This window comes from Pseudomonas sp. MYb541, assembly GCF_037479595.1.
Classification (GTDB): Bacteria; Pseudomonadota; Gammaproteobacteria; order Pseudomonadales; family Pseudomonadaceae; genus Aquipseudomonas; species Aquipseudomonas canadensis.
This window is the reverse complement of sequence record NZ_JBBGYS010000022.1, coordinates 69,386-83,473: the sequence shown is the minus strand read 5'-3', so window position 1 is coordinate 83,473 and position 14,088 is coordinate 69,386. Positions and strand designations below refer to the sequence as shown.

The following is a 14,088-nucleotide window of genomic DNA, read 5'->3' as shown; positions in this document are numbered from 1 at the left end:
AATCTCTATGGCAGGCGGCGAAGTATCCGGGAAGCTGCGCTCCGATGCGCTCGAGTAGGTGAACGGCTGACGCCCCTCAGTGATGACGTTCGCGCCGGTATAGGCAAAGTCGTAGTCGATAGCGCGCGGCATATCCGACAGGGTGAACACTTGGCCCTGAGCCCAGTAAGTCATGCCCCGGTAGATCGCCGAGATATCGCGCAGAAGCGACCAGGCATCAGCCTTGCTTTGCAGGTTCAGGTTGCAGATGAAGCGCGGCTCCATGCCACCCTTACCGTCGGGCACCAACTGGTCCGCATACTGGGAGATCCTGTAGAGCTCCCATTTATCGACCATCCACGGCTTTATGCGGCGGCCAAGGCCGAAGCGGTCGACGGTAGTGATTCCGTAGGTCGCCCAGACTGGGTTATTGGTGTATGCCTCTTTCAGCGTCCCATCCCAGATACCGCTGTATGTCCGCGAAACGGGGTCATAGTTACTGGGGACCTGCCATTTACGAGCCTTGCAGCCGACTGTTACCGCTGGAATGCTGCGGAACTGCTCGGCCGAAAACTCGATGTAGAGCAGTGCGGTGTTCGGGTACCGCAACTTGGCGTCGATCACCTCCGTGAAGCCGGCGATCTGCATCGTGTCGGAGATTTTGTTGTTGTTCTGGTTGATCGTCAGTCGCGTAATGCGCATCAGCCAGCCAGAAGTAGCCTTCGGCAAATCGATGCGGCGGGTGCGCTCGTACACGCTGGTGGCCTTGCCGTCGACAGCTTCGCTAAGCACCTGCTGGTAAGCACCGCCGTCGGTTGCCAGTTCAACCTTGTACTCGATCCGGTACCCATTGATGTTCCCGCCGGCATCCACAGACTGGAGCGCCGGCCAGGCGAAGCGCACGCGCACGGCGGAAAGCTGGGTGTTGCTGATCGCCCGGACCCATGGCGTGCCGCTGCGTAGCTCAGTGCTGATTGTGGTTTCGTTCTCGACCGACGGGATCCCCTGGATATAGGTCTGGTCCACCGCACCGGTGCGCCATTCCCACTTCACGTTCGGGAAGTTCATGTTGCCCTGGGGGTCTTGCAGTGGGGTGTTGTCGAGATAGATGTCGCGCGCCGTAGGCGTGCCTTCGAACTCACCCTCACCGATAGCGATGAGCATCTTGGCAATAGCGACTGAGCGCAGACTGTCCGGGGCTTCCGTTGGCGTTTTTGGTTTGTCTTCGCCGCCCTTGGCGCCGTGGATTTCAATCTTGCGTGCTGCGCCCATGCTTTCCTCCAGGCAATAAAAAACCGCCTAAAGCGGTCATGTGCTCAATTCTTCGAAGTGTTAGTGAATCGCATGCAGCACTAAAGCAGCCGCGCCGCCGATCATCAGCGCCATTGCGCCAAATGCCAACATGACACCAGCAACGTTGGCGCCGCCTTCCGTCATCTTTCCTGTCACGGTTAGCTTCCCTTTGGTATTCTTCAAATAGTTCTCCTCATGGAATGGTCATGGGGTTGAAATAAAAACCCCCGGTACGCTGCGAACGTCCGGGGGTTTTGCTTTTCTGGCCCGGCGATCTCTCGATCATCTGCGGCTCTGGGTGTCGGTTTCCCGACTATTTGATGCTGCGTAGCCTTAGTGAGGGTTTCTGTAGTCATTAGGTGCCCAATTACCCTCACGCTCCTTTAGCTGTCTTCCCAATAAGGGAGACATAACAGCTACATCTGATCTTCGGCGTAAATCGCGGCACTGATGATTGCCCCGCCCCAGCGGCGCTCGCCGATGCAGAGCGGTACCGGATTACCGGATGCCGTGGTGTTCTTGGCGCTTCCGAAGGCGTAGCCAGGCGTGTTCTCTTGCGCAGCGCTCATCTTGAGGCCGCCAGCTTGTGGACTGAGCATTTGAATCGCGCCCCCAATGGCCATTGAACCGCCCCCCATTCCTACCGCAAGAGCCGTAGCTGCTGACCAGCCAAGTGGGTTCCACCACGCCAATGCAACGATTACCACCCCAATAATGGTTTGCAGCAAGCCCGCACGCTTGGAGCCCGTAATGACGGGGACGATCCTGATTTCTCCTTTGCCCTGAAAGCAGAGTTCGCCCTCTCCGATGTTTTTCTTTCCTCGAAAAACGGCGAACTCCAAGCCTCTGGATTTAGCATTAGAGATGAATCTCTCAAAACCAGGAATTTGAACGCATAACGCCTTTATGGCCTCGGCAGGCGTGCGCACCGATAACCTGTACTCCTTGCCAAACTGACGCAGCATTCCACCAAGACGAATAGTTTCTAGCGGTGAATATTCAATAGCCAATGCAGGCATAGCTTTTCTCCAGGTAATAAAAAACCACCCGAAGGTGGCTTCTTGGTTATCCCGCCTATTTGGCACAGGACCTCACTACATCAGTGACTCTCTCTAATGGAGATTGCCAAGTTCTGTAAAAGTGATAGCGGATACTTGAGCCGCCCTTATTCGGAATTACATCGACCAGATGCAAAGGCGACTGAGCATCCGGCGCAAGGATCGTGTAGCGATCACCGGACGTTTGCAAAATACCTCCAATACCAGCGCCTAATACCGTAGTTCCCTGCCATCCGTCACGAATGCACTCCGCTACGTCCTTGGCCTTGTGGGCTGAGGAGAGTTGAAGGATCGGTGGATTTTCTCGGGTCTCTGCCACGCTCGAGCAACCACCTAGCAGCGCAGTAAAAAGCAATGCAAGAACTCCAACAAAACGCATGACAGTCGCCCTTCAATAGTGATGAAAGAAGACAAACTAACATGCGCCTGCTGACCGTCAAATCAATGGAGGCCCTTCACTTCCATATGGCCGGCAAAGCAGAACTCAAGCAATGACCTCCAATGCTCGACCAATCCGGGCTTAGGCTCAAGGTTCGTATCGAAAAGGTTAAGCACCATTTGATGGTGCCCACCAATAATGGCCATCAGTTCCTGCGAAGAGAAACCCTTATCCGCAGAAAAGTCGGCCCAGGCTTTCTTAGCTGCTGTTGCTTGGTCGACGCAGTCGCCAAGGACCATCCCTCGATCATCTCCTCTGTAGCAAGCGAACGTGAGCGCAAGCCCTCTCATCTCCATTTCGAAAGAAGTGACGCTCTGAATCAGCCCTTGAAGCGCCTTGGAGAACACCAGTTCGGAAACCAACACTGACTCGACGGGAGCAGAATCAGAAAGCAACTTCACTTCAGCAAGATCCTGCTTGGCCATAGCCTTCACTGCTAGCTTGATGCGTTCTTTAGCTTCGATCTTGCTGTAATCCATTTTGAATCCCTTTAATCTGATTTTGGTACGACGAAAGCCCCGCACGGGCGGGGTTCTTCGGGTTCGTGAGAAGGGTTACGCTGCGTCGAGCTGCAGTGTTAGTTGAAGCTGCTCCCTCCAATAGTCGACGTTATGCTCCAGGCCGGGCTTGGCCCACCGCCATCCCGAAAGCTCTTTTCCACTTAGGCTCGCGAGCTGCTGGCCCCGCTCAAGCGCGAGGCATGCGGAGTCGAAGCGCTTACGAGCATCCACATCGCCATGGAGAAGCGCGTCGATTTGTAGGTCACACCAAACCGAGAAGTCGGCGGACAACCACCGCGCAAATGCGACAGCCAACTTGGGGTGCAACCATACCCCACCGTTTCGCCCCATCTTCCGACGAATTAATGTGTCAGAGAATCCGACACATAGTCGTTTGGCCAGAGCCTCCAGGTATTCAGACGTGGTCGGGAGCGCGAGCCAGTGACTTGGCCTTTTGCCAAATTTCTTAGATATCGCTGTCGCATTCAGCCAGCCATCCGCGCTCAGTTGTACCGGATGACCTTCGTAATCAAACGGAACGATATTGCTCATGCTGTTTTCCTCCACTCGACCGAGGCTGCTGCACCAGGATTGAAGCCGTCGAGCGGCATCAGGTTTTTCTCGCTGACCGATTAGCGCTTGCCCTCGACCAGCATCAGCCAGTTTTCTTCGATCTTGCGGATCAGTTGGCCGGAGCGACCGACCAGGTTTGGCCGCTCCGGCATCAGGATCAGGGCACGGCCACCAACTTTTAGGATGAAGTTCATGCGGCTACCCTCCACTTCACTTTCTCCATCGCCGCCAAGGCGAAGTCGAACAGTGCCGCAGGCGGCACATGAAGTCCGTTCGATGTAGTGACGGCCACCAGGAACTGAGTCGGCGACATCACGCACGCGTCTAACGGGACAGGCTGAACCTGACGCTTGCCGGTGCCGTCAGTGAACACCAGGTAGCGCTGGGTTTCCGAAAGTTCGGTCGGGATGTCTACAGATTGGTTGCCGCCCTTCGGCAGGTACTCGCCCTCAATGGCATAGCTCGCAACGAAATTGCAGGCTGCGTCCATTTGGTCAGCGGGTATCAGTTCCATGCGCGGAACATCGAAGCGGGCGTGAAGTGCTGAAGCGAGTTTGGCTGTGGCGCTGCGCTGATGCTCAGCATCCAGCTTGGCTACACGGCAGCGCATCACATTGCTGAGCGTCCGCGCGCCTTCTGCGCCCAGTGCCTCGGAGACAGCTTTGGCAACCAGAGACTTACTCGAAAGGCCAAGCTGCTCTGCCATCCAATTGAAGGCTGCGATGTAACCTTCCTTGATAGCTGCGGCTTTCTTGCCGGTGAAACTCATAACCAGGAATATGAAACCGTCCTTGGTCATCTCGAAAGCTTCATAAGTGTTGCCGCGATGCTCAAACTGAACCGACGAAAAGTTGTCGGTTAAAAATTGATCAGAACACTCAAGTGCTCTGACCTTGGCAATAACGTGGTTGTGGAGCTTTTCAAATGCTTCAGCGACCTGCCGAGTTGAGGTGAAAACCTCGCCGTTGCGAGCCTCCACGAATTTGCGCATGTCAACTACTGTGGTATTCTTGCTCATGACGTTTTTCCTGATAGTTAGACGTTCTGCTTCATGAGCCTCAAGCGTTGGCGCGCTTGGGGCTTTTTCATGCCTGTTTGATTTGTTCATCTCTCTGCATCGCCTCCCTTAGCGCCTTCCCAACGAGCCAGTTCTGGCTGCGCTCCTCTTGTTGAGCCTTCTTTTCAAGCCAGGCCTTGATATCCGGCTCTGCCCGAAATACCACCTGCGCCATTTCCCTTACCTTCATATTCCCTCCAGATGCATCACCGTTGTTCATAGCACAAATGTATAACGGTGATGCATTGCCGTCAATACCACCGTGATGCATTATTTCGTTCAATTAAATAGAACCGGGTTTGAGATGAGTCGCAGCGATCCACAGTTCAATCTCCGCATACCAGAGGATCTTCGGGACTTGGTAATGGTCGCGGCCAAGCAAAACAAGCGTTCAGCTACTGCTGAGATACTTGATCGCCTAGAGCGAAGCTTTACTGAAACAGATGAAATGGGGGTTAGCGATCTTGATCGGATGAATCCTGAGCACCCATTTTACAGTCCAGGCCCCTACCCCCAGATAACCACGAAAATCCACAAGGATCGTCTGATCACCGGTCTGGATGGGCCGCTCACGGCACAAGAAGAAAAGATCATGTCAGCCATGATCAAAGCCCTGCGCGGCATCGGCAAATTCGAAGAAGAAGATGTTGAGAGCCCAAACACCGGGCCCAAGCCTCGCAAGCGATACCCTAAGGAATAAGCCATTCGAACAAGGAGTTCATATGCCCACCAATAAGCCTGCCCCCGCAACAGAGAAGTCAGCCTCGTCCAGGCCAGCGATTCCTGCCGAAGTCCGACGCGCAGTCTTAGTGGAGGCAGGCCACCGCTGTGCAATCCCTCGCTGTAACCAGACAGAGCTCGATGTGCATCACATCGTGCCTTGGGAAACTTGCAGAAAGCACGAGTACTCCAACTTGATTGCGCTGTGCCCAATCTGTCATCGCCGCGTCCACAACGGGGACATCGACCGTAAATCTCTACATATCTACAAGCAAAATTTAGCCAGCGAATTCGGCAAACACGACAACGGTGCTTTCCTAGCGCCAGTTGTTGAGTACAAGCGTAGATTGAGCAAAATAAACGATGGCTCTCCAGGATTCACATTTCAATTCGACTTCCCTGATTTCCCTAGCCCTGTCGAACGTATCGTATCTCGAAATATTGAAGCATGGGGTTTAGAGCTACTCGCTGACTTTGACGAAAATCAGGAACGCTGGGATCAGCATCCGGAGGAGCTGCAGGGCTGCCTCATGGGCATCAAATCTGCACTTTCAGGGCATTACCAAATCGTACGGAGAGACGAGAAAGTCATCAGCATTAGATTCAGCATTGATACCTATTTCACCGGTGCGGCACACGGTGGGCGAAGGACTCGTGTTCTCAACTACACGCTGAAACCGTTTGCCCCGATCACGCTTGACCATCTATTGGGTGACCTTAATCGCCTACCGCTACTCGCAGATATAGTTCGTCAGAGACTTGGCGAAACCGGACTCTACAGCGAAGGTTCGCTTGCCTCGGGGACAGAGCCCACGCCAGAGAATTTTTCTCTGTTTAACGTGGAGGAGTACGGCATAACCTTTACTTTTCCCGAATATGCAATCGCTAGCTATGCAGATGGAGAGCAAAGAATATTTATTGATTTCCATTCGATATCAAAGGTCTGCGATCCACACGCGCTTGAGTCGATTAAGGGGCTTGACTGTTAGCTAGCCCGCGTAGATGAAATTCTGAAGCATCGACACCGCATCAAACGACATGGTCGCCGCCTCTACTAGCCAAGCGCTCCCTATCTCGCCCGTCGTTTCATCTCAGCCTCATACACAAAGCCCCATTCTATACTATATAGAATGGGGCTTTGTGTATGCCGGATTCAGCCGTCCAACATAGGAGATCAGCGTGCCCGACACCACCCTCACCTTCAAATGCCTGGGCCACACCAAGCGCGATGACGGTCTGCTCGGGCGCTACGACCTGGAAGTGACTGACAGTCGCAGCGGTAAGACCGCGACGATCTCTGTCGAGCCCAGGCACCTTGCCTCTGCCCGAAGCATGAAAAGGGATCCCGCTAGATCGTTGTATATTTTAGTCAATCAAGTAGTGCAAACATAAGAAGTTGCTGATCGCAAAGTTCGTAACTCAGCTAGGGGGCGGGGGCAAGCTAAATAAGTTCATCTCTGAAAGCACTCCAAATTACGTACCACTAATATTCCAAGATAGCAGCTCGAGTGCAATCAGCTTAAATTACTCCCTGAGAGAACCAAAAACAAATTTCGCTCGTTCATAAAAGCTCGCAAAGCTTGACATTTGCGCTGCTAGCATTTCCTGATTTATACCGTTATTTGCTATCCATTCTGAAAGTGCATCTGCAGTCGCATCCATTCCGAGAGATCTTGCAAGCATCTGCTTCGCAGCGTTAGGAGAGTTGTCATTTCCGGGTAAATCTTCAAGTGATCCACAATGCTGATAAGGGTTTTCTTTTACAGCACAAAGAAGCCAGGCCTCTGACTTCGGCCTCGGGACCATAGGTATACCACGGGAAAAATCAGCCCTGACAAACCCTTCCTTCATGGATTCAATTTTACGATCCCACAGATCCCTTGGAGAAGAATTTGTACCATCTGAGTCTCGAAATAAAACTGCCACAGCATTATCTTGTTCTTGTTCTTCTAGGCCAGTTGCTATCTCGCCCAACATCCAAGCATTTATGTAAAAAAATCCTGTTTCGGCACCGTGTTTTTTCCCTGCCAGTACAAACCCCCGGCGCTGTCTCTTCCTTTCTTGGGCGCGATGCGACAAAGCAGCCTCACTGTAATATCTATACGTCGCAGGAAGAGCCTCTTTTGGACTGTAGCCTAGGCAATCATTTATCAGTCCATCTAAAATAATACTGAGTGGTCCGAACCTAAAATCGTCCCCACTACAGACCCCTTGAAGGTTAGAACAGGCCCCCAAATCACTTACACCCTCACCACTACAAACAATAATCATGATGACACTAAATCCTTGGACTCGACCGGAGCTAGCGCCTTATCGGACTCAGAAAACTCCTGAGCAAGCTGTGTTAAGCTAGTATCAACAAAAGCCTCTCCCGGCCCCATTATACTAAGCTTATCCTTCATTTTTGGAGAAGCAAAAAGTGGGCGACTTCTTGTACCACCATCAAAGGACCGATAAACAAAACGAACTGAGTTCCTGGCTACATCATCCGACAAATAATTCAAGATCATTGGACTATGCGTGGTCACTATAACTTGTTGCTTTGTCTCAGCAAGAGACTGGACCAGAAGTTCAACAACCTCTGGATTAACTCCATTTTCAATTTCGTCAAACAATAACAGGGAGTCACCATGACTCGACTGGGCGATAATAGCTAGAATTCGAAGCAAGCCGTCATTAACGTGCTTGGACTCCGTTTCAACGCGCACGCCATCAAACTCCTCAATAATATACAACTTCTTCCAACCCGCCCTCTCATGCTTTATCTTAAAATCGACGACGGCAGGGTAAAACTTACGCAACAACACTAAAAGATTATCACGCTCCACCCCCTTTATTGAATAAAGGAAAGGTGAAAGCTTTTCACCACCAACTCCAATGTCGCCTGCAGCATCGCGCCAAGCGGTTCGCATTAGATGAGGTGATAAAAGCTCTAAAGATCGCATGCTTGCAATTTGATTTTTAGCATCAATAATATCAGCAGGCAACATCTCCTGTTTGAGAGAGGACAAAACCGAACCAGTATAATTAAAGTCCAACTTATTTGGACTTCCACCACCTATTGAGTAGCGACCTTTAGCCAGAGAAAACACAATTTCTTTATCGGAGACCCGAGTAAACTGTTCGGTTGTACATGAACAAGTCACCCTATTAAAGCTAGCCCCCCAGATATAGCTTTCCCCGCTAGCCACACTAACTTGTATAGCAAATACAATATTGGACTTTGTTCGAAGTTTTGAGTGGAGCTCTGAAACATTCCAACCTCTTTTTATGAGCCAGTGATTAACATCCCCCCTCATAAGGTGAGCTGCAAAATCTAGAAACTGAAGAACACTGCTCTTACCCGCGCCGTTGAGACCGACGAGACAGGTGAACTCCGTAAGGCCACCAATTTTAAAGTGAGCCAACGATTTGAATCCGCGGACTGCAAAACCCGTAATCATCTCCGACCGCCAAATTTTCTACTCCAAAGTGTGAAGGATATTAAACCAAACTGAAGGGTACGTCCCTGTTCTTCCGCAGATCCCGTTCGTCACTCTCGTAGCGTATGCGATGCGTGCGACGCTTCTCTGGAATGTATGTTCCTGTCCACCCATCCAGCCTGGACGCAAACCCAGTAACGGGATTGGATTCAGCCGTAGTAGCTTTGCGCCTTCATATACAGCAGCCAGGGATAGGGCATGTCAATCAGAAGCCTCGCAAAGAATCTACCTGCAGACCCAGACATGCCTGGGTGGGTACTGGGATGGGCAGTGGGCCGTAATGATCCATGGAGCTTTATTGACATCTACGCCGACAAGCATGTCGCAGAGATCGAGGCTGATCGCTTAGGTGATGGTCACACTGTGAAATATGGGTCGCACAGGCTCGGAACTGATGACTTTATGGGTGGTGGCGACGAGCCTAGATAGCGACCGCCTGTGCCAAACCAAAATCAATTCTTCCAGGCCCTGATAAAAGCGCCGCTTTGAGCCCTGGCTTGCCTTGGTAGCTGCGGCTGTAGCCACCTTTGCTCTGGCACTTGCCGGAGAATTTCATGCGATCAATCTCGACACCACTATCCAGAATGGCGACTTCGGCTTCCGCGCCGCAGATACCAGCATCGGTAATGGTGAAAAGGTCGTAAATAGTCAGCATGTAGCGTTGCGAGGTTTGCATGCCCTGCTCCAGCGGCCCGGCCGCGTCATGGTTGTTTTGCTTCTTTATGCCTGAGGATCAGGCGCGTTCTGTCATGCCAGGGGCCGCCGAAAACTATGATCTCGGACGGCCTGCCGTACAGGTGGTGCAGAAGAAATGGCCCAGGTCCGAAGGCGCCCGAGTCTCCCCCTGGTAGAGCCGGATCAGTGCCTAGGTAGATCCCGGCATGGTTCGGGTGAGCCGTCCGCCCGACGTGCATGACGATCAGATCACCGCGCTGCGGCCGGTCGACGCGAACAAAGCCCGCTGCGTCGTAGTGCTGCTCGTACAGGCTCGCGTTCTCCGCACTCTCCCACCAGCCATCAGTGCGCTGGAAGGCCTCAAATTCAATCCCCCACTCACGCTGATAGGTGCGTACGCTCACAATCGGTACGCTACCAGAGGAGATAGTTCTTTTCGAGAACAGGTCTACAGCTTTCTCCGCAGGGTCTCGCTAGTCTCCTGAGCGCAGTTCTCGCAGTGCAGCATGCGGCACAACCAGGCTTTCACCGGCTGCCAGTAAGTGACCATGAAGATGTGGCGGGCACCGGCAAGTGCCAGGGCGACATGCAGCGTCAGGCCAGCCGTAGTCGGACCGAAGAAGATGTTCTGGCTGCGCACCGACACGACGAAACCGGTAATGGCGATCGTGGTGTAGATCAGCTTCCCAAGGATGCCGTCCCTCACCTTCCCGCTCAGTACGCACCAGGCTGCCCACAGCGCGATAAGACCGCAGGCGATGGAGTTGATCAGTTCAAGATTCATGGGTTGCCTCCCCCGAACCGCTGGCGAATGAGCGCCCAGAGGTCAGCGGATTTAATGGCTCGATTGATGGCCGCCAGGAGCGAGCCGCCGAAGGCACCCAGCAGGAAGCCGATGCCGGCGACGATCTTCGGCTCGGTCACGCCCAGGTAAGTACTGACCATGCTCGTCAGGTAGATCGAGCAGGCCATGCCGGTGATGAGGAAGATCATCCAGGCACGCCAGTCGTTCAAGTCGTCCTTGTGCCACCAGCTCGCGATCACCGCCCCAACGAGGCCCGCAATCAGTAATTCGAACCTGTCGATCTTGTCGAGCAGGCGCTGTAGATACTCCATGCGCTCGACTCCGTGGGGCATGTTTGAATAGGTCAGCCCCAGCAGCACTCCCAGCTCAGAGCAATGGGTGTGGTGGAGCCGAAAAAAAGAAGGCCCCGGCAAATGCCGGGGCCTTGGCCTGTCAGTAGTGGACAGGAGAAAAGCAAACGGCTGCATAAGCAGCCCACCGCGCCTTAAGGCAGAAGGTCGTAGGTCACGTAGGCCGTACCGCCACCATTCTGTGTCATTGCGACCCACAGGCCCTGACCCGCAGGAATGGTCACAGAGAATGGAAGAGTGGAAGAACCGCTAACGGCGGACAAGATAACGGGCACGTTGGTCACCCAGCGTCCTTCCGGAATGGTCGTGCCGGTACTAATAAATCCGTTCCCGACGGGGCTTATCATCGTAGCTGTCCGAACTACAGCGCCATTCACGTTCTGTGCCGGAGTGAAAATTGCCTCGGCGTAGCTGGTTGCAACAGATTTGAAACGGCTGCCGATTTGTACTGGTTCCATGTTTTCACCTATTGAGTCGACTGATTGTTCGCGGAGGATTCCGCATTCATGTCGCTCAAAGGCGATTGCTCGAGGCTCGTGGCCTTCACATGATTCAACGTCCCGCATCGGGAACATTTGATCTGGAGCTCTGTAAACCCACCCGTACGGGCGAGAAGTCGGTTGCAGTTACCGCATCTGATTTCTTTCAACATCTGCAAATTCCTTTTGCTGAATCGCCCTTCCATGGGCAATAAAAAACCCCGCTCTAGGCGGGGCTTCATAAAAACTTTAGTCGCTTGAAGTTTGAGGGACTGGGGCCTCGTCGATGCTTATGCAGTGCTCAATGTCCGTTATTTTCTTCAGTGCAAGCTCGGCCGTTGAATAAGCTCCGAACATTCTGCCCTGATAAAAAACAACCCACGCAAACTGAATATCCGCGTTGTCAGCCTGCCCTACAACCAACTTCTTGAACCGTTCCGCCAAGTCGTCGACATGCATCTGTGCCATGCCACGCAAAACCATGACGCTCTCCCAGTTTATAGTCGGAAGCTCTATTTTCGACCTTGCACAAACTGAGCGCAATAAAAAGCCCGACATATAAGCGGGGCTTTCAAGTGTGAGTCCCTCACGCGCAAGATCGATAGGATGAACAAATAGTCTCTCATTTTCTCACTCAGTGCAACATTTTTTTGGGTATCAGTTTTTTCTTGTAGCTCCGCCGATTGTACTTTCCTGAGTTCTCCAAATTTCTGCCAAATTCTTTCGAACGGCAAAACAGTCGTATCCGAGGCATGCGCCATACGTGTGACCGGGTCTAACCTATTGGAGCGATAGGTAAATGGAGTCGTAGGCCTGCAGGGGGATATGATACCGTTTAGCCATATGGTCGTGATGCAAGAGGTTGATCATGGACGTTAACGCCCATTTTCCTGAGTACGAAGCACAACGCTTAAAACGCGTTGAGGCTCTCTGCCCGCAAAATGAACAAGACGATGAAGTCTTCGAAAAAATGATTTTGATGGCTTCAGAATACTTCAGTGCCCCCATCGCGCTAATTTCTATCGTCGATAAGCACCGTCAATGGTTCAGGGCTCGGATTGGAATCGAAGAATACACTACACCACGGGACGTTTCGTTCTGCGCTCACTCGCTACACGACAGAAAGCCTTTAGAGGTTTTGGACGCGAAGGACGATGAGCGCTTCAAAGATAACCCCATGGTCACCGGCGCGCCCTTCATTCGCTATTACGCTAGCGCGCCACTTCTCACAAGTGATGGTTTCTCTCTGGGTAGCCTATGCATAATAGATACTTCACCTCGAGAACCAATGAGCAAACGAGATGCAGCAATGCTCGTTTATTTCGCTCAACTCGTTGTCTTGCGGATTATGGGTTTACGTTCCCGTAATTTTATTGATCAGCCTACCGGCCTTTTCAACCGACTCAGACTGGAAGAAGATATTCGACTCGCAAGCTCTAGTGGTATTCAGCACGATCTCTTTGCCGTAGACGTTATATCTCCAAAATTTTTGAATGACGTAGTAAAAGCACTCGGCTACAGCTTTTCTCAAAATTTAATGCTCAGCGTTAAGGGTAGACTTCAGTCTTTATTACCTAAGAACTCTCTCTTGTACAAAATCAGTCCAACGCGTTTTGGGTTTCTCTTAGAAAGTGGCCAGCCGGTGGAAGGTCTCTGCCTTGAAATTCTTTCAAATTTCGACGAACCGGTGGATTGTCAAGGAATCCCAATTCTCATGCAGACAGGTATTGGAGTATTGAAAATCGCCGATGCAAAAGAGAGGGACTGGTTACGGTTAGTGGTAGGGGCAGCTGATGACGCCAGGGTTCGAAACTTGGGCTGGGCGATGTATCAACCTGAGTTAGACGCAGCTCAGCAGCGAGCGTTTGCCCTATTGAGTTCCCTGTCTGATGCAGTTCGGTCTGAAGATCAACTGAGCTTGGTTTTCCATCCGAAAGTCACATTACCTAGTCTAGCATGTGAAAATGTTGAAGCATTGATCCGATGGAATCATCCTACGCTCGGACCTATCAGCCCCGCAGAGTTTATCCCACTAGCAGAGAAAACTGCGCTGATACATTCAATTACCCTGTGGGTACTTGACGCTGTAGTTAACCAAGCTAAGGAGTGGTTTAGCAAAGGTATTGAATTACGAATCTCCATGAATGTCACTGCCAGTGATCTTGATAACTCTAAGTTCTTAAATAAAATTACAGAATATATAAAAAACGGCACCATTCTGCCGAAAAATCTAGAACTTGAATTCACGGAAAGCATGCTCATGTCAGACCCGAAGACAGTTATTGAGCAGCTTGACCGCGCCCGCGCGTTAGGCATTGAAGTTTCCGTGGACGACTTCGGCACAGGCTACAGCAACTGGACATATCTAAGACAACTGCCTGTGAGTACCGTTAAATTAGACCAGTCACTAATCAGAAACCTCAACACGAACGAAAAAGATAAACGGCTAGTTAAGACACTCATCGAGCTTGCTAGAGGATTAGGCTATAGAGTCGTAGCAGAGGGCGTCGAAACCCAAAGCATTCTGGACCTAATCACGCTCTGGGGGTGTTCAGAGGCTCAGGGATACCTGATAGCAAAACCCCTGAAAGCGGAACCATTAGAAAAATGGCTGGCACAAGGTGGTTTCAGCGCGGGATAGGACTAGAACGCCAGGCACCGAGTCCTTGTAGTCCATC

At 51.9% G+C, this 14,088-nt stretch carries 20 protein-coding genes and 2 pseudogenes; 5 read left to right on the top strand and 17 right to left on the bottom strand.

Features of this window, described 5'->3' with window-relative positions; translation table 11 throughout:
* Window positions 1–33 precede the first annotated feature (33 nt).
* From gpJ to WH299_RS15565, 8 genes and pseudogenes are all read right to left on the bottom strand, one after another.
* Window positions 34–1,251 (bottom strand): annotated as a pseudogene (gpJ, locus tag WH299_RS15600) (TipJ family phage tail tip protein); the annotation flags it as partial.
* Window positions 1,252–1,311: 60 nt separating this feature from the next.
* On the bottom strand, window positions 1,312–1,455 hold the full coding sequence (locus WH299_RS15595; RefSeq protein WP_158213546.1) for a hypothetical protein: 144 nt from the start codon (window positions 1,453–1,455) through the stop codon (window positions 1,312–1,314).
* Between the two features lie 233 nt (window positions 1,456–1,688).
* Window positions 1,689–2,291, bottom strand: a complete 603-nt coding sequence (locus WH299_RS15590; RefSeq protein ID WP_339550717.1) for a tail assembly protein — start codon at window positions 2,289–2,291, stop codon at window positions 1,689–1,691.
* A 480-nt stretch (window positions 2,292–2,771) separates the two neighbouring features.
* A complete protein-coding gene (locus tag WH299_RS15585; protein WP_305385242.1) occupies window positions 2,772–3,248 on the bottom strand; it encodes a hypothetical protein in 477 nt (158 codons plus the stop codon).
* 75 nt (window positions 3,249–3,323) lie between these two features.
* Window positions 3,324–3,821, bottom strand: a complete 498-nt coding sequence (locus WH299_RS15580; protein ID WP_339550715.1) for a KilA-N domain-containing protein — start codon at window positions 3,819–3,821, stop codon at window positions 3,324–3,326.
* 80 nt (window positions 3,822–3,901) lie between these two features.
* Window positions 3,902–4,036, bottom strand: coding sequence for a hypothetical protein (locus tag WH299_RS15575; protein WP_339550714.1), 135 nt, complete (start codon window positions 4,034–4,036; stop codon window positions 3,902–3,904).
* A complete protein-coding gene (locus tag WH299_RS15570) occupies window positions 4,033–4,860 on the bottom strand; it encodes a Rha family transcriptional regulator (RefSeq protein ID WP_339550713.1) in 828 nt (275 codons plus the stop codon). Before WH299_RS15570 ends, WH299_RS15575 begins: the two co-directional genes overlap by 4 nt.
* A 67-nt stretch (window positions 4,861–4,927) precedes the next feature.
* Window positions 4,928–5,089: a hypothetical protein gene (locus WH299_RS15565; RefSeq protein ID WP_339550711.1), complete on the bottom strand. Its 162-nt coding sequence runs from the start codon at window positions 5,087–5,089 to the stop codon at window positions 4,928–4,930.
* Between the two features lie 75 nt (window positions 5,090–5,164).
* Between WH299_RS15565 and WH299_RS15560 the strand changes: the two genes are divergently transcribed.
* The 3 genes from WH299_RS15560 (at window position 5,165) to WH299_RS15550 (ending at window position 7,011) form a co-directional block, all read left to right on the top strand.
* The gene (locus WH299_RS15560) at window positions 5,165–5,599 is read left to right on the top strand and encodes an Arc family DNA-binding protein (protein ID WP_339550710.1); all 435 of its coding nucleotides are present in this window, start codon (window positions 5,165–5,167) and stop codon (window positions 5,597–5,599) included.
* Between the two features lie 22 nt (window positions 5,600–5,621).
* A complete protein-coding gene (locus tag WH299_RS15555) occupies window positions 5,622–6,608 on the top strand; it encodes an HNH endonuclease (RefSeq protein ID WP_339550709.1) in 987 nt (328 codons plus the stop codon).
* Between the two features lie 190 nt (window positions 6,609–6,798).
* Window positions 6,799–7,011: a hypothetical protein gene (locus WH299_RS15550; protein ID WP_339550708.1), complete on the top strand. Its 213-nt coding sequence runs from the start codon at window positions 6,799–6,801 to the stop codon at window positions 7,009–7,011.
* 132 nt (window positions 7,012–7,143) lie between these two features.
* Here the strand turns inward: WH299_RS15550 and WH299_RS15545 are convergent, their stop codons facing one another.
* The gene (locus WH299_RS15545) at window positions 7,144–7,890 is read right to left on the bottom strand and encodes a hypothetical protein (protein WP_339550707.1); all 747 of its coding nucleotides are present in this window, start codon (window positions 7,888–7,890) and stop codon (window positions 7,144–7,146) included.
* Window positions 7,887–9,062, bottom strand: a complete 1,176-nt coding sequence (locus WH299_RS15540) for an AAA family ATPase (protein ID WP_339550705.1) — start codon at window positions 9,060–9,062, stop codon at window positions 7,887–7,889. The genes WH299_RS15545 and WH299_RS15540 overlap by 4 nt, the downstream gene beginning before the upstream one ends.
* A 237-nt stretch (window positions 9,063–9,299) precedes the next feature.
* On the opposite strand from WH299_RS15540, the gene WH299_RS15535 reads away from it, so the two are divergent.
* Window positions 9,300–9,530, top strand: a complete 231-nt coding sequence (locus WH299_RS15535; protein WP_081253158.1) for a hypothetical protein — start codon at window positions 9,300–9,302, stop codon at window positions 9,528–9,530.
* Here the strand turns inward: WH299_RS15535 and WH299_RS15530 are convergent.
* The 7 genes and pseudogenes from WH299_RS15530 to WH299_RS15500 form a co-directional block, all read right to left on the bottom strand.
* On the bottom strand, window positions 9,523–9,777 hold the full coding sequence (locus WH299_RS15530) for a hypothetical protein (protein WP_339550703.1): 255 nt from the start codon (window positions 9,775–9,777) through the stop codon (window positions 9,523–9,525). The genes WH299_RS15535 and WH299_RS15530 overlap by 8 nt on opposite strands.
* Window positions 9,778–9,802: 25 nt before the next feature.
* Window positions 9,803–10,165, bottom strand: a pseudogene (locus WH299_RS15525) (NlpC/P60 family protein); the annotation flags it as partial.
* A 59-nt stretch (window positions 10,166–10,224) separates the two neighbouring features.
* On the bottom strand, window positions 10,225–10,560 hold the full coding sequence (locus tag WH299_RS15520) for a hypothetical protein (protein ID WP_122555118.1): 336 nt from the start codon (window positions 10,558–10,560) through the stop codon (window positions 10,225–10,227).
* Window positions 10,557–10,892, bottom strand: coding sequence for an MFS transporter (locus WH299_RS15515; RefSeq protein WP_099489835.1), 336 nt, complete (start codon window positions 10,890–10,892; stop codon window positions 10,557–10,559). Before WH299_RS15515 ends, WH299_RS15520 begins: the two co-directional genes overlap by 4 nt.
* A 173-nt stretch (window positions 10,893–11,065) precedes the next feature.
* On the bottom strand, window positions 11,066–11,389 hold the full coding sequence (locus WH299_RS15510) for a hypothetical protein (RefSeq protein WP_092489149.1): 324 nt from the start codon (window positions 11,387–11,389) through the stop codon (window positions 11,066–11,068).
* A gap of 8 nt (window positions 11,390–11,397) precedes the next feature.
* Window positions 11,398–11,583 carry a zinc finger domain-containing protein gene (locus WH299_RS15505; protein WP_099491193.1) on the bottom strand — a complete coding sequence of 62 codons (186 nt, stop codon included), beginning with the start codon at window positions 11,581–11,583 and terminating at the stop codon, window positions 11,398–11,400.
* Between the two features lie 76 nt (window positions 11,584–11,659).
* Window positions 11,660–11,893, bottom strand: coding sequence for a hypothetical protein (locus tag WH299_RS15500; protein WP_068936743.1), 234 nt, complete (start codon window positions 11,891–11,893; stop codon window positions 11,660–11,662).
* A gap of 385 nt (window positions 11,894–12,278) precedes the next feature.
* Here WH299_RS15500 and WH299_RS15495 point away from each other — a divergent pair, with 385 nt between their 5' ends.
* The gene (locus tag WH299_RS15495; RefSeq protein WP_305377723.1) at window positions 12,279–14,051 is read left to right on the top strand and encodes a sensor domain-containing phosphodiesterase; all 1,773 of its coding nucleotides are present in this window, start codon (window positions 12,279–12,281) and stop codon (window positions 14,049–14,051) included.
* The last annotated feature ends 37 nt before the right edge of the window (window positions 14,052–14,088 follow it).

Coding starts and splice junctions, on each gene's coding strand:
- WH299_RS15590 (WP_339550717.1), bottom strand. CDS start 2,291: ATGCCTGCATTGGCTATTGAATATTCACCGCTAGAAACTATTCGTCTT.
- WH299_RS15585 (WP_305385242.1), bottom strand. CDS start 3,248: ATGGATTACAGCAAGATCGAAGCTAAAGAACGCATCAAGCTAGCAGTG.
- WH299_RS15580 (WP_339550715.1), bottom strand. CDS start 3,821: ATGAGCAATATCGTTCCGTTTGATTACGAAGGTCATCCGGTACAACTG.
- WH299_RS15575 (WP_339550714.1), bottom strand. CDS start 4,036: ATGAACTTCATCCTAAAAGTTGGTGGCCGTGCCCTGATCCTGATGCCG.
- WH299_RS15570 (WP_339550713.1), bottom strand. CDS start 4,860: ATGAGCAAGAATACCACAGTAGTTGACATGCGCAAATTCGTGGAGGCT.
- WH299_RS15565 (WP_339550711.1), bottom strand. CDS start 5,089: ATGAAGGTAAGGGAAATGGCGCAGGTGGTATTTCGGGCAGAGCCGGAT.
- WH299_RS15560 (WP_339550710.1), top strand. CDS start 5,165: ATGCATTATTTCGTTCAATTAAATAGAACCGGGTTTGAGATGAGTCGC.
- WH299_RS15555 (WP_339550709.1), top strand. CDS start 5,622: ATGCCCACCAATAAGCCTGCCCCCGCAACAGAGAAGTCAGCCTCGTCC.
- WH299_RS15545 (WP_339550707.1), bottom strand. CDS start 7,890: ATGATTATTGTTTGTAGTGGTGAGGGTGTAAGTGATTTGGGGGCCTGT.
- WH299_RS15540 (WP_339550705.1), bottom strand. CDS start 9,062: ATGATTACGGGTTTTGCAGTCCGCGGATTCAAATCGTTGGCTCACTTT.
- WH299_RS15535 (WP_081253158.1), top strand. CDS start 9,300: ATGTCAATCAGAAGCCTCGCAAAGAATCTACCTGCAGACCCAGACATG.
- WH299_RS15530 (WP_339550703.1), bottom strand. CDS start 9,777: ATGCAAACCTCGCAACGCTACATGCTGACTATTTACGACCTTTTCACC.
- WH299_RS15520 (WP_122555118.1), bottom strand. CDS start 10,560: ATGAATCTTGAACTGATCAACTCCATCGCCTGCGGTCTTATCGCGCTG.
- WH299_RS15515 (WP_099489835.1), bottom strand. CDS start 10,892: ATGGAGTATCTACAGCGCCTGCTCGACAAGATCGACAGGTTCGAATTA.
- WH299_RS15510 (WP_092489149.1), bottom strand. CDS start 11,389: ATGGAACCAGTACAAATCGGCAGCCGTTTCAAATCTGTTGCAACCAGC.
- WH299_RS15505 (WP_099491193.1), bottom strand. CDS start 11,583: ATGTTGAAAGAAATCAGATGCGGTAACTGCAACCGACTTCTCGCCCGT.
- WH299_RS15500 (WP_068936743.1), bottom strand. CDS start 11,893: ATGGTTTTGCGTGGCATGGCACAGATGCATGTCGACGACTTGGCGGAA.
- WH299_RS15495 (WP_305377723.1), top strand. CDS start 12,279: ATGGACGTTAACGCCCATTTTCCTGAGTACGAAGCACAACGCTTAAAA.